At 65.3% G+C, this 22,669-nt stretch carries 15 protein-coding genes; 11 read left to right on the top strand and 4 right to left on the bottom strand.

Annotated features, from left to right (window positions below; genetic code table 11):
- Entirely contained in the window at nucleotides 1-2,067 is a 2,067-nt protein-coding gene (locus tag LNV23_RS20410) for a ribonuclease catalytic domain-containing protein (RefSeq protein ID WP_263564756.1), read from the bottom strand.
- A 207-nt stretch (nucleotides 2,068-2,274) separates the two neighbouring features.
- On the opposite strand from LNV23_RS20410, the gene LNV23_RS20405 reads away from it, so the two are divergent.
- The 4 genes from LNV23_RS20405 to LNV23_RS20390 all read left to right on the top strand — a co-directional run bounded on the left by LNV23_RS20405 (nucleotide 2,275) and on the right by LNV23_RS20390 (nucleotide 7,511).
- On the top strand, nucleotides 2,275-4,470 hold the full coding sequence (locus LNV23_RS20405; RefSeq protein ID WP_263564685.1) for a prolyl oligopeptidase family serine peptidase: 2,196 nt from the start codon (nucleotides 2,275-2,277) through the stop codon (nucleotides 4,468-4,470).
- Nucleotides 4,471-4,690: 220 nt separating this feature from the next.
- On the top strand, nucleotides 4,691-5,764 hold the full coding sequence (locus LNV23_RS20400) for a polysaccharide deacetylase family protein (RefSeq protein ID WP_263564684.1): 1,074 nt from the start codon (nucleotides 4,691-4,693) through the stop codon (nucleotides 5,762-5,764).
- Between the two features lie 478 nt (nucleotides 5,765-6,242).
- The gene (locus LNV23_RS20395; RefSeq protein WP_263564683.1) at nucleotides 6,243-6,812 is read left to right on the top strand and encodes a hypothetical protein; all 570 of its coding nucleotides are present in this window, start codon (nucleotides 6,243-6,245) and stop codon (nucleotides 6,810-6,812) included.
- 252 nt (nucleotides 6,813-7,064) lie between these two features.
- Nucleotides 7,065-7,511, top strand: a complete 447-nt coding sequence (locus LNV23_RS20390; RefSeq protein WP_263564682.1) for a hypothetical protein — start codon at nucleotides 7,065-7,067, stop codon at nucleotides 7,509-7,511.
- Between the two features lie 115 nt (nucleotides 7,512-7,626).
- Here LNV23_RS20390 and LNV23_RS20385 read toward each other — a convergent pair whose 3' ends face one another.
- The gene (locus LNV23_RS20385) at nucleotides 7,627-8,373 is read right to left on the bottom strand and encodes a helix-turn-helix domain-containing protein (RefSeq protein WP_263564681.1); all 747 of its coding nucleotides are present in this window, start codon (nucleotides 8,371-8,373) and stop codon (nucleotides 7,627-7,629) included.
- A 202-nt stretch (nucleotides 8,374-8,575) separates the two neighbouring features.
- Between LNV23_RS20385 and LNV23_RS20380 the strand changes: the two genes are divergently transcribed.
- Nucleotides 8,576-9,826, top strand: a complete 1,251-nt coding sequence (locus LNV23_RS20380; RefSeq protein WP_263564680.1) for an amidohydrolase family protein — start codon at nucleotides 8,576-8,578, stop codon at nucleotides 9,824-9,826.
- A gap of 121 nt (nucleotides 9,827-9,947) precedes the next feature.
- Nucleotides 9,948-11,843: an MFS transporter gene (locus LNV23_RS20375; protein WP_263564679.1), complete on the top strand. Its 1,896-nt coding sequence runs from the start codon at nucleotides 9,948-9,950 to the stop codon at nucleotides 11,841-11,843.
- On the opposite strand, the gene LNV23_RS20370 is transcribed toward LNV23_RS20375, so the two are convergent.
- Complete coding sequence (locus LNV23_RS20370) at nucleotides 11,821-12,621, bottom strand: hypothetical protein (RefSeq protein ID WP_263564678.1); 801 nt, start codon at nucleotides 12,619-12,621, stop codon at nucleotides 11,821-11,823. The genes LNV23_RS20375 and LNV23_RS20370 overlap by 23 nt on opposite strands.
- The gene (fabG, locus tag LNV23_RS20365) at nucleotides 12,618-13,358 is read right to left on the bottom strand and encodes a 3-oxoacyl-ACP reductase FabG (protein WP_263564677.1); all 741 of its coding nucleotides are present in this window, start codon (nucleotides 13,356-13,358) and stop codon (nucleotides 12,618-12,620) included. The genes LNV23_RS20370 and fabG overlap by 4 nt, the downstream gene beginning before the upstream one ends.
- A gap of 105 nt (nucleotides 13,359-13,463) precedes the next feature.
- On the opposite strand from fabG, the gene LNV23_RS20360 reads away from it, so the two are divergent.
- The 5 genes from LNV23_RS20360 to LNV23_RS20340 all read left to right on the top strand — a co-directional run bounded on the left by LNV23_RS20360 (nucleotide 13,464) and on the right by LNV23_RS20340 (nucleotide 22,510).
- Nucleotides 13,464-13,958 carry a hypothetical protein gene (locus tag LNV23_RS20360; RefSeq protein WP_263564676.1) on the top strand — a complete coding sequence of 165 codons (495 nt, stop codon included), beginning with the start codon at nucleotides 13,464-13,466 and terminating at the stop codon, nucleotides 13,956-13,958.
- A gap of 7 nt (nucleotides 13,959-13,965) precedes the next feature.
- Entirely contained in the window at nucleotides 13,966-14,913 is a 948-nt protein-coding gene (locus LNV23_RS20355; RefSeq protein WP_263564675.1) for a DUF2145 domain-containing protein, read from the top strand.
- 591 nt (nucleotides 14,914-15,504) lie between these two features.
- Nucleotides 15,505-17,136: a glycoside hydrolase family 19 protein gene (locus LNV23_RS20350; protein WP_263564674.1), complete on the top strand. Its 1,632-nt coding sequence runs from the start codon at nucleotides 15,505-15,507 to the stop codon at nucleotides 17,134-17,136.
- A gap of 165 nt (nucleotides 17,137-17,301) precedes the next feature.
- A complete protein-coding gene (locus tag LNV23_RS20345) occupies nucleotides 17,302-20,433 on the top strand; it encodes a chitinase C-terminal domain-containing protein (RefSeq protein WP_263564673.1) in 3,132 nt (1,043 codons plus the stop codon).
- Nucleotides 20,434-20,467: 34 nt separating this feature from the next.
- Nucleotides 20,468-22,510 carry a glycosyl hydrolase family 18 protein gene (locus LNV23_RS20340; protein ID WP_263564672.1) on the top strand — a complete coding sequence of 681 codons (2,043 nt, stop codon included), beginning with the start codon at nucleotides 20,468-20,470 and terminating at the stop codon, nucleotides 22,508-22,510.
- The last annotated feature ends 159 nt before the right edge of the window (nucleotides 22,511-22,669 follow it).

Below are 22,669 nucleotides of genomic sequence, written 5' to 3'. Positions count from 1 at the left end.
TCAGTTCGCAGCCGCCTCGGTTGGCGTGGCGCCAGCGGCGGCGGCATCGTCGCCCTCGGCGCTCATGTCCAGCGCCAGGGTCAGGGGCCCACCGCCTTCCAGCACCTCGTCGTCTTCGCTCTCGGCGGCGTCCTCGCTGCCGGTGGCGCCAGCGTCCTCGGCCTCCAGGCGTTCGATCAGGCTGGCGTGCACATCCAGCGTCATCTCATCGGTGCCGGTGATGCGCACCCGCACATGGGCGCCGCGCGGCAGCGGCTCGCAGCCCAGGGCCTTGAAGACCAGAGGCAGCTCGTCGGCGCGCACCAGGCCGTCCTTCATGACGGTGGCGGTCAGCTCGGTGATCTCGTTCTGCACCAGATAGCGCAAGGTCCAGAAGCGTTCGATGCCGTTCTGGAAGCCGTTGTAGGCGCTGTAGGCGGCGTCGAAGCCCGAGATGATGGAGAAGAGCTGTGCGTCCTTGGGCTTGAACGGTGCCACCAGGGCGGCCGTGCGGCCGTTCTTGGCGCAGGCAATGATCTGCCACTGGTTGACCAAGTCGACGTAGCGGCGCAGCGGCGAGGTCGCCCAGGTGTACTGGGCCACACCCATGCCCGCGTGGGGCAGGGCGCGCGTGCCCATGCGCACCTTGACGCCGGGCGCCATGCTGGCCTGGCTGCGGTAGATGCCGGGCAGGCCCATGTCGTTGAGCCAGCCGCCCCAGGTCGAGTTGGCCAGGATCATGGCCTCGGCCACGATCAGGTCCAGCGGCGAGCCGCGCAAGCGGGTGCTGATGCTGACGGTCTCGCTGCCATTGGGCTCGCGCTCGCCATTCGAATCGAGGCGGAAGTTGTAGTCCGGCCGGTTGAAGTTCTCGGGCTTGCCGCGCACGACTTCCCGCTGTGCCTTCAGATGGTTGGCCAGGCGGAAGGTGAAGGCCAACTCGGGCGCGAAGGCGTAGTCGGCCGGGGCGGCGCCGGTCAAGGTGTCGGCGGTGATGATGCCGTCCAACTTGTCGTGGCGCAGATTGGCCTTGATGGGCACGCGCTCCAGCTTGGTCTCGCTGCCGGTCACGGCCAGCGTGGCCTCGTCCATGGTGACGTAAAGCGACACCGCCGGGCAGTCGCGCCCTTCGATCAAGGTGTAGGCCTGCACCACCTCGTCCGGCAGCATGGTCAGCTTCCAGCCGGGCATGTAGACGGTGGACAGGCGCTCGCGCGCCACCTTGTCCACGGCCGAGTCGGGCTGGAAGGCCAGGCCCGGCGCGGCAATGTGCACGCCGAAGACGATGGTGCCCGTGCCCAGACCCTGGACCGACAGCGCATCGTCGATTTCGGTGGTGGCCGAGTCGTCGATCGAGAAGGCCTGCACCGGCGACAGCGGCAGCTCGTCCTTGATCTCGGGCGCCTGCAGGGTCGGGAAACCCGTGCCCTTGGGGAAGGTTTCGAACAGGAAACGCTTCCAGTGGAACTGATAAGGGCTGGCGATGGCACCGGCGCTCTTGAGCAGGTCCAGCGGTGCCTTGTGCGAGCGCCGGGTCGCTTCGACCACGGCCTTGTACTCGGGGCCGTTCTTGTCGGGCTTGAAGAGGATCTTGTAAATCTGGTCGCGGATCGCGTCGGGGCAGCGGCCGGCGGCCAGCTCCTCGGCCCAGGCTTCGATCTGCAGCGCCTGCTGGCGCTTGCGCTCGATGCCCAGAAGCGCGGCCTTGACCACCTCTTCGGCCGCCTTCTTGAACTGGCCCTTGCCGGCGCGGCGGAAGTAATGCGGCGCTTCGAAGAGGCGGAAGAGGGCGGCGGCCTGGTGGGTCACGCCGGCTTTGGCGTCGAAGTAATCGCGCGCCAGGTCGGCAAAACCGAACTCGCTGTCGGGCGCGAACTCCCAGGCCAGGTCCAGGTCGATCTCCTGGGCCAGGCGCTGGCCTTCCGCGATCAACTCCGCCGGGGCGGGCTTGTCGAACTTGAGCAGCACATTGGCTGATTTCACTTTGACGCGCTTACCCGACTCCAGTTCGATTTGCATCGAACTGTCGGCTTCGGACATCACGCGGCCGGCGAGGAATTTTCCGGCGTCATCGAACAGGGCAAACATATGGGCGGCATTGTCGCTGATCAAAGCGACCGCCTCGTCGACCCGGGTGTGGCGCCTTGCCGATCATTATTAAGATGGGCCGCCGTCTTGATGCAGTTCAGGGTTCAAGCCGCCACCCTTCGCAGCGCCGGCCCATCGGCTGGCAGGTCTTTCTACTCGGGGCACCACCGCGCCGCCGATGTCATTCACCACTGGAGCATGCCGCACATGAAACTGAACCCGTCTCGCCTGGCACTGGCCTTGAGCGTTAGCCTGCTGTCCGCTCCGCTGTTCGCACAGACCGGCCCCAATTCACCCTACCCCGCCACCCCGCTCAAGCCCGTCACCGATGTCTATCACGGCACCGCCGTGGTCGACCCCTACCGCTGGATGGAGGACCAGAAGTCCGCCGAGTTCCAGACCTGGCTGCGCGCGCAGGCCGATTACGCCAAGGCCAGCCTGGCCCAGCTGCCCGGCCGCGCCGCCTTGCGCGAGCGCCTGGGCCAGCTCTCCGACGCGGGCGAAAGCACCGGCGGCTACAAGCTCGTGGCCGGCCAGCTCTTCTATATGAAGCGCGCGCCGGGCCAGAACCAGTCGCGGCTCTGGCTGCGTGCGGGCGTAGATGGTGCCGAGCGCGAGCTGCTGGACCCGAACAACATCCCCGGCGAGCCGGGCAAGCATGCGATCGACTGGTACACGCCCTCGCCGGACGGCAAGCGCCTGGCCATCGGCCTGTCCAGTGGCGGCTCGGAGAACAGCGTGCTGCGCGTGTTCGATGTGGCCAGCGGCAAGTTCTTGAGCGAGGCCATCGCCCACACCGGCCTCAACCAGTTCGGCGTGGCCTGGTTCAAGGACGGCAGCGGCTTCGCCTACAACCGCCACCCGGCGGAAGAGCGCTACAACAAGAGCGCCGTCTTCCTGCACAAGCTCGGCGCCGATCCGGCGCAAGACGCGCCCCTGTTCGGCTGGGAGGTGAATGCCCAGGAGAAGCATGCCCTGGCCGACTTGCCCTATGTGTACCTGAGCAAGGATTCGCGCTGGGCCCTGGCCGAGGTGCTGCATGGCGATGCGGTCGAGCGCTCCTACTGGGTGGCGCCGGCCGAGGATCTGCTCAAGAAGGGCGCGGCCACCGCCTGGCGCCGCATCATCCGCCCGGAAGACAAGGTCACGGAGGCCACCATCTCGGGCGACCAGATCTATGCCCTGAGCCAGAAAAAAGCCTCGCGCCGCGAGCTGCTGCAGCTGGACCTGCGCCTGCGCACCACGCTCTTCCGCCCCCTGCTGCCGGCGGGCGAGAGCGTGCTGCAGGACATCAAGCTGGCTGGCGATGCCGTCTACGTCAAGGCCCTGGATGCCGGCGTGAGCAAGCTCTGGCGGGTGGAGAAAAAGCCCAGCAAGGGTAAGCCCGCCATCTCGACCGTGGCCCTGCCGTTTGAAGGCACGCTGCGCGAGATCAGCCCCTTGCCCGGCGGTGAGCTGCTGGTGCTGCACGAGGGCTGGACCCAGCCGCCGCAAAGTCTGGTCTTGATGAAGCCTGGCGCAGCTGACGCATCGGCGCGTCGCGTGGACCTGCAAAAGCCGGTGGCCGTGGACACCTCGGGCGTGCAGGCCGAGCGCGTCATGGTCAAGAGCCATGACGGCGTGATGGTGCCGCTGTCGATTCTGTCGTCCAAGAGCGCGCCGCGCGACGGCAAGCGCCCCACCATCCTCAGCGGCTACGGCGCTTATGGCATCACCCAGGAGCCCCGCTTCGGCGCCACTCGCCTGGCCTGGCTGGAGCGCGGCGGCGTCTCGGCCATCTGCCATGTGCGCGGCGGCGGTGAGCTGGGCGAAGACTGGCACCGCGGCGGCTACATCCTGACCAAGCAGAACACGGTCTCTGACTTCATCGCCTGCGCCGAGTACCTGATCGCGCAGAAGTACGCCTCGCCCGCCACCCTGGCCGGCACCGGCGGCAGCGCCGGCGGCATCACCATCGGCGGCGCCATCACCCAGCGGCCCGAGCTGTTTGCCGCGGCGCAGAGCGCGGTCAGCCTGTCCGACATGTTGCGCATGGAAACCACGCTCAACGGCGCGCCCAATATCGCCGAGTTCGGCACGGTGACCAACCCGGCGCATTTCAAGAGCATGTATGCGCTCAGCCCCGTGCACCGCGTGCGCGACGGCGTGAACTACCCGGCCGTCATCGTCACCACCGGCGCCAACGACCCCCGCGTCGAAGCCTGGATCCCCGCCAAATTCGCCGCTCGCCTGCAAGCCGCCCAACCCGAGCGTTACGCCAGCAAGCCCGCGCTGCTGCGCGTGGACTTTGAAGGCGGCCACGGCATGGGCTCGAGCGTGTCGCAGCGCCTGGACGAAACGGCGGATGTGTGGAGCTTCTTCCTCTGGCAGTTTGGGGATGCGGGGTTTGCGCCGAAGCGGTGAGCGTCGGGCCTGACAGCCTTGGTGCTGTCAGTCTCTGCCACGCAGGCCGCCATACTTGTCTGCTCTGAAGCGCAAGGCTTGTCGCAGCAGACATGACCAGGGCGAATGAGACCTGGCTCGCGGGTGAGGGGGGCTGCGCTCCTCGCGCCTCGCCGTGATGGCGGTCGACCCCAATTGTGGGCTTGCTCTCTCTCTGCCTAGGGCCGGCTTGCCTTCTTGAATGCCCCCAGCGCCCCCAGCCTCCTCAACGGTCTGTGGAGGCTGGTCCCCTCATTTTCTTTATGCGACTTTGCCAACGATGCATCACTTCAAACGGCCGTTCATGTTCTGTTTCTCTCGACATATGGGCTCGCTGTTCTTGGCTGCTTGCTTCATGCTGTTTCATCAAGCGGCCTCTTCACAATCGCTTGCCTTGACGATTGATGATGGTCCGAACATAGAAGCCACGCCCTTGTTGAGTGCGGAGCAGCGCAATCAAGCCATGTTGGCGGCCATGGCCAAACATGGCGTCAAAGGCGCCTTGTTTGTGACGGCAAACAACGGAGCGAACACACCACAGGGTTATGCCATGGCCAAAGCCTGGGGCGATGCGGGCCATGCGATTGGCAATCACACCATGAGCCACCCGGATCTCAACAGCGAGAAGGTTAGCTTGCTGAGTTACCAGCAAGAAATCATCGACTGCGACAAGATCATCGCCACGCTGCCGGGCTACCAAAAATGGTATCGCTACACCTATTTGCGTGAAGGCAAGACCCCGGACAAGCGAGACGGCATGCGCGAGTTTTTGCAAAAGCAGCAGTACCGCAATGCTTACGTGAGCCTGGATACCAGCGACTGGCGTTTCAATGAAAAACTGCTTGAGGTCTTGAAGCGCATGAACCCGGATGGCCAACCCAATCTGGTCCATCAAGCCAATCTGGCAGACCTTGGCGAAATCAAGGCGGCCTATCTGGCTCACATCAAGCAGCGCGCCCTGGCGTATCGCGAGCTCTCTCGCAAACTGCAAGGTCGTGACATCGCGCAAGTCTTGTTGCTGCACCACAATTTGGTGAACGCGCTGTGGCTGGACGATGTCATCCAGCAATTCAAAGACATGGGCTGGAGTTTCACGACACCCGTGCAGGCCTATACAGACCCGGTGTACCAGCTCTACCCCGACCGAGTGGCAGCGGGCCAGAGTCTGCTCTTGTCGCTTGCAAAAACACTGGGCTTGGGCAAGTTCGACGGCTGGCTGCGCCTGCATGACGACGGTGATTTCGAAATGGAATCACTGAAAGCCAAAGGTTTGTGATGGGGTGAATGTGCTGGTGAGTAATGAGTCGGCACAGAGCAAGTCAATTCACGACCTGCACCGGGATTGATCTGTCGCCATGTCGAACTCGGGTGTCTGGGCAGCCTGGCGCATGGCAAGAGCATGCCGGTCCTCAGTGGTCAGCGGCGGCACAGTGCTCAAGGGCGAAGTGTGGAACTGTATGGGGGAAATCTGCAGCGCATTGCTTGCTGGCGGTCGCCAAGAGAAGGTGGGCGTCCGCTCACAGCGGATCCGCTCATTCAGACGCCCAGAGGGGCTGGCTGCAATGTGCCTGGAGCAGCCGTTCGCTGGCCAGCCTGAACGTCGTCGCGGAGTAGATGTGGCCTGGAGATTTGAGGCCTGACCCCCGCGCTGACCCCAGCGCCCGACCCTGCATGGTGCACAACATCGAGAAGCTCTCGAAAGCGGGATTGGGGCAAACCGGGGTTCAGTAGCGCAGTCCAGAGGCGGCACAATCGTGCTTATGCGCCGCGATTGCGGCTTACAGCCCGAGTTCGCCGATGAACCCAGAAACTCGCCATCGCCGAAGTTCACACGCCCTGAATGGTGCGAGTGGTTGTGGATTTCGGGGTATTGGATAACCTCTTTGGTCTTTGAAATGCATCGCGCGTTGTTGAACCTTGCTTGCCTGCTGGGGTCGATGCTCCTCACCGTTGCAGCACTCTTCTTGCTCATCGGCCCGACCATTGGACAGCTATTGCCCTTACTCGGGATTGAGATTGAATCTCCCGCCTCGGAGCTGTTTGTGCCTATAGCCCTGGGATCGGCAGTCTTTGTCGGAGCCTTCTCACTCGGCCTCATCTTGCGGGCAAGACATCCGATGGCTTGGATATTTGCCTATGGAGCCTTCTGGGCTGTGGCGTCCCTGTTCCTTGGCCTTACATTCGTCAGCGGCCATGATGAACTGATTCTGCGCTACAGCACTATGACTCTTTTGAGCCCGGCTTCGGCAATGCTTGCTGCTTTGTCTGCCGCGCGAGTGGCAGCCCGGTTCAATCGGGCTCGCACTCAGAACGCAAGTAGCTAAGGCTCAATCTCCAAGTTCGAGGCATACCCAGTCACTCAAGCGGATCTCCTAGGGCATGAGGGGCATGAGGGTCAGACCTTAAATCTCAAGGCAAGACCTGACTCCCAAGCTCTTTCGCTGAATCGTCCCGCAGCGACAGACACGCCGGTACCGGGGCCTGAAAACAGCGTTCCGCCTTCCAGTCCCCACTCGTTCTGGCACTACGATGTACTGCCGTCGAAGGCCGACTGACTCAAACTCGAAGCACCGTCGATGCGAATCCACCCAACTCATGACGAAGAAGGCCGGCTTCTCGGCTTTGAGATCAGTTCGCTTCTGGGCCGGAGATTCGCGCGTCGAATTGCAGCCTCTGTGCCCGGCGCTCGGGTTCTCGCTTCGAATCTGCGCAGCGATGTTTTCTGCGAATTTCAAGTCGCCGGCGAGACCTTCGTCATTGAAGAACCGTTCGGGGACAACAGCCGGTACTGGATCGGGCCGGCAGGCGCCGGAAGGTTGGCTGGAATTCAAACCGTTCACTCTCATTTCGAGAAGTCGCGGCTTGGATTCACAGCTGTCGCAATGGGCGCGGTGATTTGTGCGGCTCTCGTGATCTGGCCTGTGGCCTTGTATGGCTTCAGGTTCGTGGCACAGGACAAGTGCCTGGATGCAGGTGGTGCCTGGGTGAAGGGCGCGTGCCGCGGAGGGCAGAGCGGTGGCTAGGCTGTCGTGAGGGGGCTGTTGTCCACCGCGGCAATCCGATTGCGCAAAAGCTCCATCACTTGCGTGCAGCAAAACGCATCATGGGCATGTGTGTCGCGACCTGTTTTTGTGCTTTCTACCCCCGCCCCGCCCTCTGCAAATGCCTGAAGTGCTCAAACAACCAGGACCGCATGCCCATCACCAGGGTGTACTGGCGCTTCTCGGCCTCGGGCAGTTTCTGGTCCAGCAGGTGCTGGCGGGCGAAATCGTGGGCCAGGCGTTGCAGGCGCTCGACCAGCTCGCGGGCCTTGGCCTGGCTGAGGCGGCCGTGTACCAGGCTTAGCAGCTCGGCCTCGCCGTCGAAGCCGCCTGAGAAGAAATCGCCCGCCACTTCTTCGCGGAAGAAGTTCATCACCGGCCCATGCGGGCGCCAGCGGAAGGTCTTGGCCACGCGCAGCTTGTAGCGGTTCAGGGGCTTGAGCTCGATGATGTCCAGCCGGTCCAGCTCGGCCAGGTGCAGGGTCACCTCGGCCTCGCTGAGGCGGTAGTGCTGGTGCATCTGCTCGGCCGTCCACTGGCTCAGGCAGCAGATCGCCACCAGCAGCAGCTTGGGGTCGGCCACCACGGCTTTCTCTTGCGCCAGGCTCAGCTCCATGCGCAGGGGCTGGCGTTCGCTGAGTGAGCGGCTCAGCTCGCCGAAATCGGTGTTCAGCACCCGGCAGATTTCATCGACCCGCGACAGCGGCATCTCGCCGCCGGGCGCAAACATGCGCTTGACGCTGGATTCCGACAGCTCCAGCTCGCGGGCCACATCGGCATAGCTCAGGCCCTGGCTCTTCAGCTCGGCCTTGATCACTTCGATCAGGGTTTGGGTGGTGGACATGCGGGCTTCGGTGCGAAGAAGAAGTAAGAAAAAAACGGTGTGGGGCGGGCGCAGCAGTAGCGCATGGTGCCACCGTCGGGGCCAGGTCTTGCCACCGAACGGCATTTTTCGCACGCCAGCGCCGCGCCGCCGCGAGCATCGCTTTCATTCCCAGCCCGCGCCCAGCCGGGCTCAGTTCAATCAAGACGGAGTGAGACACGCGATGCACCACGATGCTGACTTTCAAACCACGCGGCGCCGCCACCTGCAATGCTGCGGCGCTGCGGCGGTGGCCGGCCTGTTCTCCAGCCTGGTGCGCCCGGCCCAGGCGGGCTATCTGCGCAAGCCCTGCCGTGGCGCCTTGCCCGAGGCCCAGCGCCAGCATCCGGCCCTGCAGCAGCTCTGGCAGGACATCGACGCCCGCCAGCTCTGGGACGTGCACTGCCATCTCCTCGGCACCGGCGATGCCGGCAGCGGCTGCCGCATCCACCCTGCCATGCACCAGTGGTGGCACCCGGGCGAGAGCTTGCGCCGGCGCGTCATCATGGACGGCGCCTGCGTGCCGGCCGATGCGCCCAGCGTGGACCGCGCCTATCTGCAGCGCCTGCGTGCGCTGACCGAAGATTTCCCCGAGGGCGCGCGCTGGATGCTCTATGCCTTTGACGAGGCCCACGACGAGCAGGGCCGGGCCCAAGCCGACTGGACCACCTTCCATGTGCCCGATGCCTACGCCCGCAGCGTGGCGCAGGCCGGCCCGCAGCGCTTTGCCTGGGTGGCCTCCATCCACCCTTACCGCGAGGATGGGCTGACCCGCCTGGATGCGGCCATCGCCGGCGGCGCCGTGGCGCTGAAATGGCTGCCCAGCAGCATGAACATCGATCTGCGCGACCGCCGCCTGCGCCCCTTTTACGAACGCCTGGCCGCCGCCCGCCTGCCGCTGATCGTGCACTGCGGCGAAGAGAAAGCCGTGCCCGGCGCCGGCCGCGAGGAACTGGGCAACCCGCTGCTGCTGCGCCAGCCCTTGTCGCAAGGCGTGCGCGTGATCGCGGCCCATTGCGCCTCACTCGGCGACGCGCTGGATCTGGACCAGCCCCGGCCGCGCCTGCGCCCGGCTTTTGATCTCTTCGCCCGCCTGTTGGACGAGCCGGCCTGGAGCGGCCTGCTGCTCGGCGATGTCTCGGCCCTGTTCCAGTTCAACCGTCGGCCCGAGGTCTGGCGCAGCGTGCTGAGCCGGCCAGACTGGCACGGCCGCTTGCTCCACGGCTCGGACTACCCGCTGCCCGGCGTCGGCCCGCTCTACCGCCTGGGCAGCCTGGTGCGGGCGGGGCTGCTGGATGCTGCGCAGCAGCCTTTTCTGGAGCAGCTGCGCGAACACAACCCCTTGCTCTTTGACCTCTTGCTCAAGCGCACCCTTCGCTGGCAGGGGCGGGGTCTGGGCCTCGAGGTGTTCGCAACACGCCGGCATTTCGCTTGAATGAGCCCGCTCCGGCTCGGCTAGAGTGCAGCGCACAGGACTGAAGCGGGCCAGGCCGAAGCTGGCGAGGCATCGCAGTAACGGCAAAAACAAGCATCACCCTCAGGAGAGGACGGACCCCATGACACAACACGAATCCGGCGGACAGTTCGCCCTTTTGGCGCAGCGCCGCTTCGCCCCGTTTTTCTGGACCCAGTTCCTGGGCGCGGCGAATGACAACCTGTTCAAGTTCGCCTTCACCGTGCTACTGACCTACCAACTGCAGCTGAGCTGGTTGAAGCCGGCCCAGGCCGGGCTGGTGATCGGCGCCTTGTTCATCTTGCCCTTTGTGCTGTTCTCGGCCACCAGCGGGCAGTTGGCCGACAAGCATGACAAGACGCGGCTGATCCAGTTCATCAAGAGCCTGGAGATCGCCATCATGGCGTTGGCGGCCTGGGGCTTTTACGCGACGAATGTGCCGGCCCTTTTGGTCTGCGTCTTTCTGTTGGGCCTGCATTCGACCCTGTTCGGCCCGGTCAAGTACGCCTATCTGCCGCAGCAGCTGAACGAGCGCGAGCTGACCGGCGGCAATGGCATGGTGGAGATGGGCACCTTTGTGGCCATCCTGCTGGGCAATGTGGCCGGTGGCGTGTTGATCGCTCGGCCAGAGGTCGGCGCGCATCAGGTGGCCCTGGCCTGCCTGGGCCTGGCGGTGCTGGGCCGGCTGACGGCGCAAGCCATTCCAGCTTGCCCGGCGACCGACCCCGGCCTGGTGATCAACTGGAACCCGGTCAGCGAGACCTGGCGCAACCTCAAGTTGGCTGGTGAGCAGCTGGCGGTGTTCCGCTCGCTGCTGGGCATTTCCTGGATGTGGTTCTTCGGCGCCGTCTTCCTGGCCAACTTCCCGGCGTTTGCGAAAGAAGTGCTGCACGGCAATGAGCAGGTGGCTTCGCTGCTGCTGGTGGTGTTCTCGGTGGGCATCGGTGTGGGCTCGCTGCTGTGCGAGCTGTTCTCGCGCCGCCATGTCGAGATCGGCCTGGTGCCGGTGGGCGCCATCGGCATGAGCGTGTTTGCCATCGACCTGTACTTCGCCTCGCGCGGCCTGCCGGCGCCTGCGGCGGCTTTGAGCCTGGGCGACTTTCTGGCCCAGGCCGCGCATTGGCGCGTGCTGGCCGACCTGTGCCTGCTGGCGTTGTTCGCCGGCCTGTACAGCGTGCCCATGTACGCGCTGATCCAGCTGCGCGCTAAAGCAACACACCGCGCCCGCATCATCGCGGCCAACAACATCCTCAACGCGCTGTTCATGATCGCCAGCTCGCTGCTGGCCGGTGCCTTGCTCGGCGCGGGCTTCAGCATCCCCGAGCTTTTCCTGGCGGTGGGCCTGGCCAATGCGGTGGTGGCGTTTTACATCTTCATGCTGGTGCCCGAGTACCTGCTGCGCTTTGTCGCCTTCGTGGCCTCGCGCCTGGTCTATCGCTTCCGCGTGCGCGGCGACGAGCACATTCCGGCGCGCGGCCCGGCCCTGCTGGTCTGCAACCATGTCTCCTTCATCGACGCCGTGCTGCTGATGGCGGCCAGCCCGCGGCCGATCCGCTTTCTGATGGACCACCGCATCTTCCGCATTCCGGTGCTGGGCTGGTTGTTCCGCCTGGCCAAGGCGATCCCGGTGGCGCCGCAGAAGGAAGACCCCGCCACCTACGAGCGTGCTTTCGAGCTGGCGCGCGAGGTGCTGGACGAGGGCGAATTGCTCTGCATCTTCCCCGAGGGCGGCATCACCCGCGACGGCACGCTGCAGCCCTTCAAGGGCGGGCTGATGAAGATCCTGGAAGGGCGCGAGCAGGTGCCCGTGGTGCCGCTGGCGCTGCAGAACCTCTGGGGCTCTTTCTTCTCACGCGTGGAGCAGGGCCAGGCCATGGTGCGGCCCTTCCGGCGGGGGCTGTTCAGCCGGGTCGGCCTGCTGGCCGGGGCGCCGCTGGCGGCCCAGACAGTCAGCCCGGAGCTCTTGCGGGAGCGGGTCAGCGGCCTGCTGGCTTCGTGAGCGCTTCGGGCCGCAGGGTGTGCCAGGGCTTGAGCCAGTTGGGCTCGCGGTAGCCCGGCTCGCTGGCCCAGCCGCGCCGCTCCACCGACCAGCCGCCATCGGCATTGGGTTTGAAGAGCCAGAACAGGCCTTGGCCCTGGACCTTGAGCACGCTGACGCCGCTGGGCTGTTCGATGCCGTCCAGCATCAGCTCGGCACGCAGCACCTGATTCCCGATTCGCAGCTGGCCATTCGGCTCGAAGCACCAGCGCTGGCCTTGCGCGTTGGCAAAGCAGCCTTGGAAGATTGCCTTGAAGTAGGCCCGCTGAGGGCTTTGGCCCGGGCCGGCAAGGTATTGATACCAAGCCTGGCGACCGCTCTGAGGATCGCGCAGCTCCAGCAGGCGCGCGGCCGCTGGCCCTTGGCCTGGCTCGCGGGTGTCGCCAAAGCAGGGCAGGGCCACCATGCCGCTGGGGTCGGCTTCGGGATGCTCGTCGCGCGCCTCGGCGCCCTCATGCCAGTTCCACCCCAAGCGGACTTTGCGGCCATCCGCGCTGATGCTCAGCTCGGTGTAGGGCGCAGTCGATTCCAGCGCGCCCTCGTGGAACCACTGCCGGCTTTGCACGGCCTTGGTGAAAAAGCCTTGCTCCACCCAGGTGCCGGCCCAGGTGCGCAGTTGTTCGCTGCTGGCATGGCAGTTGAAGGCAGAGGCTTCAGTGGCCCACGCCGCAGGCCATGGGCTGCTCAGGGCCAGCGCCAAGAGCGCACCGGCCGCTGAGCCCAGGGCGCGGCCGCTCATACCGTCATGCCCCCCGAGACCTCGATCACCGCGCCATTGATATAGCTGGCATCCTCGCTGGCCAGGAAGGCGTAGACGCTGGCAATCTCCTCGGGCTTGCCCAGGCGCTTGAGCGGCACATGGGCTTGCATCTCGGTGATCACCTTCTCGGGGATGGTGGCCAGGATGGGCGTTTCGATGAAGCCCGGCGCCACTGCGTTGACGCGCACGCCTTTGGGGCCCAGCTCGCGCGACCAGGTCTTGGTGAAGCCGATCACGCCAAACTTGGCCGCCGCGTAATTGGTCTGGCCGAAGTTGCCATAGATGCCGACCACCGAGCTGGCGTTCAGGATCACGCCGGCGCCCTGCGCCACCATGGTGTCGGCCACGGCCTGGGCACAGTGGAAGACGCCGCGCAGATTGACGTCGATGACGGCGTCGAACTGCTCCAGGCTCATCTTCTGCAGCCGCGCATCGCGGGTGATGCCGGCGTTGTTGACCAGCACATCGATGCGGCCGTAGCGCGCCAGCACCTCGGCCACCAGCGCGTCCACCTGGGCGCGGTCGGTGACATTGAGCACCAGGCCCAAGGCTTCGGCGCCGAGCGCGCGACATTGGTCGGCGGCGGCGTTCACGGCTTCGGGCTTGATGTCGCCGCAGATGACGATGGCGCCTTCCTGGGCAAAGCGCAGGGCGGTGGCCAGGCCAATGCCTTGGGCGGCGCCGGTGATGATGCAAACCTTGTTCTTCAGCTTCATGAGTGTTGGATGAAAGAGGGGCGAAGAGTGCGCAGTCTAGGCCCGGCTTGCCCTCGGGCAGCCGCTAACATCGCGCATCCTTGCTTTGAACCGGATGGAGCCCTCATGAACACCCATTCCTTGCGTCTTTCGGCCCGGGCCGCGGCTGCTTTGTTGGCGCTGGGCTCCGGGGCCCTGACGGCGCCCGCCTTGGCCGCAGGCCTGTCGGCGTCCTCGGCCTCCGAGAGCATCGGCACCTCGATCGGCAGCTTGTCCACCTCGGTGCAGAAATCCAGCGAAAGCTCGAGCGGCGACAAAAAGGTGGCGGCCGGCGACTACAAGATCATCGAGGTGGCCGAGGCCCCGGGTCGCCCGGGCCAGATGCGCCTGAGCTTGCAGGCCAAGGACGCGACCGCCGATGGGCAGAGCGCCGAGCAGTTCTTCCTGTTCTTGCCGCAGACGACCCTGGCAGCCGCCGGCCTGGAGACCGGCCAATGGGTCAGCGCCCGGCCGACGTCCTATGGCCTGGAGTTTTCGCGCCAGGCCACGCAGCAGGCTTTCTTCCTGGTGCTGGACGACGCCTTCTATCGCGAGCTGCCCTCGCGCGCTGTGACGCTTTGAAATGGGCGTGAAGGTGTCGGCCGGGCTGCCTTTGCTGGCGGCTGTGGCCGCGGTTCTCGCTCTGGCCTCAGCACCCTGCCACGCCGACATCCTCCGCTATTGCGCGCAGACCACCGAGGCCATGAGCGTGGCGCAGCAGGACCGCTTGCTGCGCTTCAGCGCCGTGGTCAAGCAGCAGCTGGAAGCCTCGGGCCAGGAGCTGGCCATCGTCGCCCGTGCCGGGCTGGATCTGCAGCGTTTTGGCCTGCGCTATTCCCATGCAGGCATCAGCCTGAAGGCCAGTCCCAACACGCCCTGGTCGGTGCGCCAGCTCTATTTCGCCTGCGACGAGAACCGACCTCGCCTGTTCGACCAGGGCCTGGCCGGCTTTCTGCTGGGCACGCTGACCCCGGATTTGAGCGTCATCTCCCTGCTCTTGCTGCCGCCCGAGGCCGCGGCGCCGGTGCAGGCTTTGGCGGCCGATGATGGCCGCGCCTTGCAGCTGCTGGCACCGCGCTACAGCGCCAACGCCTACGCCTTCGGTCTGAGTTACCAGAACTGCAACCAGTGGCTTCTCGAGCTGCTGGCCGCCGGCTGGGCCGGCTTGCAGCCCTCGGCTGAGGCCCAAGCGGGCGTGTACCAAGCGGGTCTGCGCGCCCAGGCCCAGGTCTGGCTGCAAGCCCAGGGCTACCAGCCCACGGCTGTGGAGCTGGGCTGGCGGCCGCTGATGTGGGCCGGCGCCTTGATTCCCTGGGTCCACAGCGATGACCACCCGGCTGAAGACCTGGCGCAGCTGCGCTACCGGGTCAGCATGCCCGAATCCATCGAACACTTTGTGCGCCAGCGCTGGCCCGAAGCTCGCCGTATCGAGCTCTGCCTGCGTGGCCAGCAGGTGGTTTTGCGCCGTGGCTGGCTGCCCTTGTCCGCTGATTGCAGCGCGGCCGATGACGACCAGCTGATCGATCTGGGCGCCTGAGTCCGCGGCCTGCCTTTGCGGCAGGCGGCGAAGCGCGGCACGGCAGCCGCTGATGATGCGCAGATGCAGGATCGGGAGGTCTTGCTAACGGTGAGATTCCGTGTCTTTCTGTATCCAAGACCGCGTCCGATTTCGGCTGTACTGCGCCCGATCCGGGCTCGCGGCCGTCCGCAGCAAGTGGGCTTGATAGGCGCCGTGGGCAAGGCTCCGCCGCTCCGTATCGCTAAGCGATCTGGACTGCGTTTGGTATTGCTGTTTACACGATGTTTCGCGCTAACTAGGTGTTTTCATCTATGTTTTGCGATCAACTGGTATCTAAAGTAAATACCACTGAAGGGCCAAAGACTTGTTCTGGTCTTGAAGCGGTTGCCTCGATTGCCATGGGCTTTGGGGCTTGAATCACACCGGCGCTGCAGCCTTTTGGCGCGTGAGAGATGGGAGTTGTTCATGAACCGAAGTCCTGAAATCGCAACCCACCTGGCATGCGGCCAAGAGCGCCTCACCGGAGCGCGCGAGGTTTCCACGAATCGGCCGTTCGGCCTACTGTCAGGCCTTACAGGTCGTCATCTGCGCGCCCGGCACTGGGCGGCTTTGACCCTGCTGCTGACTGCGGCCCCGGCTTGGGCCGTCAACTGCAGTGCCTTGCCGGTCTGGGCCTCGGCCACGGCCTACACGGCGGGCAAGCAGGTGCAGGACGCTGGCCAGGCGTACTCGGCCAACTGGTGGACGCAAGGCCAGGCGCCTGCCAGCAACTCGGGCGCCTGGGCGGTCTGGAAGCCCTTGGGCGCCTGCGATGGCGGTGGCGGCGGAGGCACGGGTGGCAACAAGGCACCGCTGGCCAACTTCAGCTCGGCGGTGGACCGCCTGACCGTCAGCTTCGACGGCAGCAGCTCCAGCGACACCGATGGCACGGTGGCCAGCTGGCGCTGGGATTTCGGCGATGGCACGAGCGGCACGGGCGCCAAGATCAGCCATGCCTATGCCAAGACCGGCACCTACCCGGTCACCTTGACGGTCACCGACGACAAAGGCGCCACCGGCAGCAAGGCCCTGAGCCTGAGCCTGGCGGCCGTGATCAAGGATCCGGTCACCGGCAAATACCTCTTGCGCCAGGCCGATGTGCTGGCCAATGAGGCGCGGCTGACCGGCACGCCGCTGTTCGCCTCGGTCAAGGCCTCGGTGGCGACCCGTGATAACGCGGTCGTCACCGCCGTCAAGCCCGGCGCGGCCAGCAACCCCGAGAACGTCAAGCGGGTGGAGCGCCTGCTTCCGGCCAGCCAGTGGGAATTCCTGTTCCCGCTGCGCAATGCCAGCTACAGCTACACCGGCCTGCTGCAGGCCGTGGCCAAGTTCTCGGGCGTGTGCAGCAGCTACAGCGACGGCCGCGATGCCGATGCCATCTGCCGCAAGACCCTGGCCACCATGTTTGCCCACTTCACGCAGGAGACCGGCGCGCATGATCGCAACAACGCCATTCCCGAATGGCGCCAGGCCCTGTACTTTGTGCGCGAGTCCGGTTGCAGCGAGGACAGCTACGGCTGCCCCTACAACAACGAATGCCTGCCCAGCACCTGGCAGGGTCAGGTCTGGCCTTGCGGCAAGGATGCGCAGGGCCGCTACAAGCAGTATTTCGGCCGCGGTGCCAAGCAGCTGTCCTACAGCTTCAACTACGGGCCCTTCTCGGACGCCATGTTCGGTGATGTGAAGGTGCTGCTGAACAACCCTGAGCAGGTGGCCGACACCTGGTTGAACCTGGCCTCGGCGGTGTTCTTCTTCGTCTACCCGGCCTCGCCCAAGCCCAGCATGCTGCATGTGGTGGATGGCAGCTGGAAGCCCAACGCGACCGATGCCGCACAAGGCATCAAGCCCGGCTTCGGCGCCACCACCAATGTGATCAACGGTGGTATCGAATGCGGCCAGATCACCGAGAAGCCGCAGTCGGTCAATCGCATCGCTTATTACCGCCAGCATGCGGCCTCTCTCGGCGTGCCGATCGCGGCCAATGAAGAGTTGGGCTGCGCGACGCAGAAGCCGTTTGTGGTCGGCGGTGCCGGCGCCCTGGACATCTACTGGGACCAGGACTGGGCCTACTACCCCGACATGCCCGAAGGCAAGGCCTTCGCCTGCAAGCTGGTCGGCTACCAGACCGCCCACTTTGCACTCAAGGCCGGCGACTACCAGCGCTGTGTCGAGAAGTACTTTGACGTGGTGATCAAGCCATGAGCCGGCACTGAAAACCCCGGCGGGCAAGTCGCGTCGCTCCGCGCCCGCCGCTCTCCCGAAGACCGTTCCTGCAGCCCTCGTTCGAGCGAGGGGTGGGGCGGCTGCATTGCGCGACGCACTTTGACGCCCTGAGAACCAAGCCCCGAGACAAGCAAGGATTCATCCATGAAACACGCACTACCGAGCCTGACCGTGCTGATGGCCGCCATGGCCGCCACACCGGCCCTGGCCTACAACTGCACGGCCCTGACCGAATGGTCGGCCAGCGCCGTCTACACCTCTGGCGGTCTCGCCAAACAGAGCAACAAGGCCTTCCAAGCCAAGTGGTGGACCCAGGGCAACAGCCCGGCCACCAACTCGGGCCAGTGGGACGTCTGGAAGCCGCTCGGTGATTGCGACGGCGTGGTCAACCAGCCACCAGTCGCCGCCTTCACCAGCAGCGTCAGCGGCCAGGTCGTCAGCGTCAACGGCAGCGGCTCGACCGATGCCGATGGTCGCGTGGTCAGCTATGCCTGGACCTTTGGTGATGGCGGCACGGCCACAGGCGCCACCGCCAGCCGCAGCTATGCTGCAGCGGGTACCTACACCATCACCTTGACGGTGACCGATGACAAGGGCGCCACCAGCAGCAAGAGCAGCCAGGTGACTGTGGGTACCGTGGCCAACCAGCCGCCCGTGGCCGCCTTCACCAGCAGCGCCAGTGGCCTGACTCTGAGTGTCAACGGCAGCAGCTCCAGCGACCCGGACGGCACGATTGCCAGCTATGCCTGGAACTTCGGTGATGGTGGCAGCGCCGCCGGTGCCACCGCCAGCCGCACTTATTCGGCCGCCGGCAGCTACAACGTCAGCCTGACGGTGACCGACAACAAGGGCGCCACCAACACCAAGACCCAGTCCGTCACCGTGACGGCTGGCCCGGTCAACAAGCCGCCCACGGTGGCCTTGACCGCACCGACTGCCGGCGCCACGCCCGGCGCAGGTGACAGCGTCACCCTGAGCGCCAATGCCGCCGACAGCGACGGCACGGTCGCCAAGGTGGCCTTCTACGTCAACGGCGCCCTGGTGGCCGAAGACAGCACATCGCCCTTCAGCGTGGCCTGGACGGCGCGTGCCGGCGTGGCCGACGTCGTCGCGCGCGCCACCGATGACAAGGGCGCCAGCACCGACAGCCCGGCTGTGCGCATCACCGTCAGTGGCACCGCCACCGGCGACGAACGCTGCCGTCCCGAAGGCTTGCTGACCAGCCCAGGTACCTCGCCCGCCTACTGCAAGGTCTACGACGAGCAGGGCCGCGAAAAAATGGGTGCCGACAAGCCGCGCCGCATCATCGGCTACTTCACCAGCTGGCGCACCGGCAAGAACGGCCAGCCCGCCTACCTGGCCAGCAACATCCCCTGGGCGCAGCTGACCCACATCAACTACGCCTTCGCGCATGTGGACGGCGCTAACAAGCTCTCGGTCGGCAATGTCAACGACCCGAACAACCCGGCCACCGGCATCAGCTGGCCCGGAGTGGCCGGTGCTGAGATGGACCCGACGCTGAGCTACAAGGGCCACTTCAACCTGCTGAGCAAGTACAAGAAGCAGTTCCCGCAGGTCAAGACTCTGGTGTCCGTGGGTGGCTGGGCCGAGACCGGCGGCTACTTCGACGACAGCGGCAAGCGTGTGGCCAGCGGTGGCTTCTACACCATGACCACCAATGCCGACGGCAGCGCCAACACGGCCGGCATCAATGCCTTTGCCGACTCGGCCCTGGCCTTCCTGCGCCAGTACGGCTTTGACGGTGTGGACATTGACTACGAGTACGCCACCAGCATGAAGGACGCCGGCAACCCGGACGACTTCGCCATCTCCAATGCGCGCCGCGCCAGCCTGGTGAAGAACTATGTGTTGCTGATGCAAACCTTGCGCGCCAAGTTGGACGCCGGCGGCCAGGCCGACAAGCGCCACTACATGCTGACCGTGGCCGCCCCTGCCTCCGGTTACCTGCTGCGCGGCATGGAGAACTACCAGGTCACCCAATACCTGGACTACGTCAACATCATGAGTTATGACCTGCACGGAGCCTGGAACCAGTTCGTCGGCCCCAATGCAGCGCTCTATGACGACGGCAAGGACAAGGAGCTGGAGGCCTGGAGCTACTACACCGCGCCGCAGTACGGCCGCATCGGCTACCTGAACACCGATTGGGCGTATCACTACTTCCGCGGCGCCTTGCCGGCCGGCCGCATCAACATCGGTGTGCCTTACTACACCCGAGGCTGGAAGGACGTGACGGGCGGCACCAACGGCCTCTGGGGCACGGCCGCGCAGACCGACCAGACCAAGTGCCCGCCGGGAACGGGTGGCGGCACGGTGCAGAAGTGCGGTGCGGGTGCCATCGGCATCGACAACCTCTGGCATGACCTGGATGTTTCCAGCAAGGAAGTGCCGGCCGGTTCCAACCCCCTTTGGCACACCATGAACCTGGCCGCCGGCAAGCCCGGCAGCTATCTGGCCGCCTACGGCCTGAACCCGGCCACCAACCCGGCCGATCAGCTGACCGGCAGCTACACCCGTTACTACGACGGCACCCTGGTCGCGCCCTGGTTGTGGAATGCCCAGAAACGGGTCTTCCTTTCCACGGAGGACGAGCAGAGCATCGGCGTGAAGGCGCAGTACGTGGCCGACCGCGGCATCGGGGGTGTGATGTTCTGGGAACTGGCGGGTGACTACGCCTACGACAACGCCAAGGCCGAGTACTTCATGGGCAGCACGCTGACCCAGGCGCTGTACAACAAGTTCAAGACGGCCACGCCTTACGGCAACCGCCTGAGCGCTACGGCCCTGCCGACCGAGAGCCTGGACATCCGCTACAGCATCGCCGGCTTCGCTCTGGGTGACGCCAACTACCCGATCAACCCCAAGCTGACCCTGACCAACAACAGCACGCAGACCCTGCCGGGCGGCACCGACTTCAGCTTCGATGTCCCGACCGCCATTCCTGCGACGCTGGCTGACCAGAGCGGCTTTGGGCTGAAGATCGTGCAGAGCGGTGCCAACCCGGCCGGCCACAACATCGGCGGCCTGAAGAACGACATGCACCGCGCTGCCTTCAAGCTGCCGACCTGGCAGACCCTGGCCCCGGGTCAGAGCGTGACCATCGCCCTGAACTACTACCTGCCCATGCCCATGCCGAGCAACTGGGTGGTCAGCTTCGGTGGCAAGTCCTACAGCCTCAAGCAAGAGGCACGGCGCGCGGACCTGAGCGCCGCCGCCCTGGCCAAGGCCGCTGCCGCCAAGGCCGCAGGCAAGTGAACGCACTCAACCCCTCTCAACGGAGCAAGACAATATGAGACTGCAACAAACGATGATCCCGCCCGCCCTGGCCCTGGCCTTCGGGCTGGCCAGCCCCCTGGCCATGGCCTACAACTGCACCGGCGTGGCCGAGTGGAACGCCCAGACCGCCTACGTTGGCGGCAAGATCGTGCAACAAGCCAACAAGGCCTATTCGGCCAAGTGGTGGACGCAGAACCAGACCCCGGCGACCAACGCCGGCCAATGGGATGTCTGGAAGCCGCTCGGTGATTGCGACGGCGGCCCGGCCGATTCCACGCCGCCCACCGTGCCCTCAGGCCTGACGGCCAGCGGCCAGACCACCAGCAGCATCGTGCTGAACTGGAGCGCCTCGACCGACGCCGGCAGCGGCGTGGCCGGCTACGACGTCTATCGTGCGGGCACGCTGGTGGCTTCACCTGCAGCCACCACGCACACCGACACCGGCCTGGCCGCCGGCACCGCCTACAGCTACACAGTGCGGGCCCGTGACAAGGCCGGCAATGCCTCGGCCCAAAGCGCCGCTCTGCTGACCAGCACGGCCAGCGGCGCTTGCGCCGCGCCTCCGGCGGTGCCGTCCGGACTGGCTTCACCGAGCCAGACCAGCAACAGCGTCAACTTGACGTGGTCGGCCGTGGCCGCAGGCCCGAACTGCACGGTGCAATACCGTGTCTTGCAGGGCAGCGCGCAGGCCGCGCAAGTCGCCAACACCAATGCCAGCGTGACCGGCCTGGTGGCCGACACGGCCTACAACTTCAGCGTGGTGGCTTTCAACCAAGCCGGTGCCTCGGCTGCTTCGCCGGCCATCTCGGTGCGCACGGCCAAGCCCGACACCAACACCGGTGCCAAGAACGTGGTGGGCTATTTCGCCCAGTGGGGCATCTACGGCCGCAACTATCTGGTCAAAGACATCGACAAGGGCGGTGCTGCGGCGCGCCTGACGCACATCAACTACGCCTTCGGCAATGTGCGCAACAACGTCTGCGAGGTGGGCCTGACCGTGCCTGTGAACGAGAACACCGGCGTGGGCGGCGACGCCTTTGCCGACTACACCAAGTCCTTCCAGGGCAGCCAGAGCGTGGACGGTGTCGGTGACCTCTGGGACCAGAAGTTGCGCGGCAGCTGGAACCAGCTGAAGAAGCTCAAGGCCAAATACCCCAAGCTGAAGGTGCTGATCTCTCTGGGGGGATGGACTTACTCGCGCGGCTTCTCCAGCGCAGCGCGCCCGGAGAACCGTGTGGCCTTCGTCAAGTCCTGCATCGACGCCTACATCAAGGGTGACCTGCCGGTGACCGACTACGCGGGTGGCCCGGGCGCAGCGGCCGGCGTGTTTGACGGCATCGACATCGACTGGGAATACCCCGTGGCCTGCGGTCTTTCCTGCGGCAAGCCCGAAGACAAGGAGAACTTCAACGGCCTGGTGGCGGAATTCCGCAAGCAGCTCGATGCGGTGCGCCCTGGCTTGCTGCTGACCATGGCCGCGCCGGCCGGCATTGACAAGATCCGCGAGTACCAGCCCGAAGTGGCCCAGAACTCGCTGGACTTCATCAATGTGATGACCTACGACTTCCACGGCGGCTGGGAAACCACCACCAACTTCCACGCGCCGCTGTACGGCTCGCCCAAGGATCCGTCCACCGGCGATGCGCGGGTCTACAACACGGCGGATGCCATCCAGGCTTATCTGGACCGCGGTGTGCAGGCCAAGAAGTTGAATTTGGGCATCGGCTTCTACGGCCGCGGCTGGACCAATGTGCCCAACACCAACAACGGGCTCTACCAGACCGGCGCGATCCCGGCACCGGCCACCTACGAGAAGGGCAACGAGGACTACAAGGTGCTCAAGACCTTGAACTACCCCAGCTATGTCGACCCGGTGAGCCGCGCCCAGTGGATCTTCAACGGCACCACCTTCTGGAGCTTTGACACCCCGGTGCAGATCACCGAGAAGATGAACTACCTGAAGAGCAAGAACCTCGGCGGCGCTTTCTTCTGGGAGTTCAGCGGCGACGATGCCAACTCGACCCTGCTCAAGGCCATCAGTGACGGCGTGAAGTAAGGATCGCAATCAAGATCAGAAATCCGGAGGCGGAGGAAGGGCCGGGGGCAGTGGCTTCTCACTGCTCGGTCACTGCCCCCACAAAGCCCTCAGCTGCTTCTGGGTAGGTGTTCGATCCTGACCCGTCCTGAATTAGGTTGACACTAAGAACGGTTGAAC

Source organism: Kinneretia sp. DJ1R-11, assembly GCF_025717595.1.
Taxonomy (GTDB): Bacteria; Pseudomonadota; Gammaproteobacteria; order Burkholderiales; family Burkholderiaceae_C; genus Paucibacter_A.
Note: the sequence above shows the minus strand (reverse complement) of the source record. Positions and strands in the feature narration are given on the sequence as shown.

What these genes read in the sequence shown, in the direction of transcription:
- LNV23_RS20410 (WP_263564756.1), bottom strand. Translation starts at nt 2,067, where the DNA reads ATGTTTGCCCTGTTCGATGACGCCGGAAAATTCCTCGCCGGCCGCGTG.
- LNV23_RS20405 (WP_263564685.1), top strand. Translation starts at nt 2,275, where the DNA reads ATGAAACTGAACCCGTCTCGCCTGGCACTGGCCTTGAGCGTTAGCCTG.
- LNV23_RS20400 (WP_263564684.1), top strand. Translation starts at nt 4,691, where the DNA reads ATGCCCCCAGCGCCCCCAGCCTCCTCAACGGTCTGTGGAGGCTGGTCC.
- LNV23_RS20390 (WP_263564682.1), top strand. Translation starts at nt 7,065, where the DNA reads ATGCGAATCCACCCAACTCATGACGAAGAAGGCCGGCTTCTCGGCTTT.
- LNV23_RS20385 (WP_263564681.1), bottom strand. Translation starts at nt 8,373, where the DNA reads ATGTCCACCACCCAAACCCTGATCGAAGTGATCAAGGCCGAGCTGAAG.
- LNV23_RS20380 (WP_263564680.1), top strand. Translation starts at nt 8,576, where the DNA reads ATGCACCACGATGCTGACTTTCAAACCACGCGGCGCCGCCACCTGCAA.
- LNV23_RS20375 (WP_263564679.1), top strand. Translation starts at nt 9,948, where the DNA reads ATGACACAACACGAATCCGGCGGACAGTTCGCCCTTTTGGCGCAGCGC.
- LNV23_RS20370 (WP_263564678.1), bottom strand. Translation starts at nt 12,621, where the DNA reads ATGAGCGGCCGCGCCCTGGGCTCAGCGGCCGGTGCGCTCTTGGCGCTG.
- fabG (WP_263564677.1), bottom strand. Translation starts at nt 13,358, where the DNA reads ATGAAGCTGAAGAACAAGGTTTGCATCATCACCGGCGCCGCCCAAGGC.
- LNV23_RS20360 (WP_263564676.1), top strand. Translation starts at nt 13,464, where the DNA reads ATGAACACCCATTCCTTGCGTCTTTCGGCCCGGGCCGCGGCTGCTTTG.
- LNV23_RS20345 (WP_263564673.1), top strand. Translation starts at nt 17,302, where the DNA reads ATGAAACACGCACTACCGAGCCTGACCGTGCTGATGGCCGCCATGGCC.
- LNV23_RS20340 (WP_263564672.1), top strand. Translation starts at nt 20,468, where the DNA reads ATGAGACTGCAACAAACGATGATCCCGCCCGCCCTGGCCCTGGCCTTC.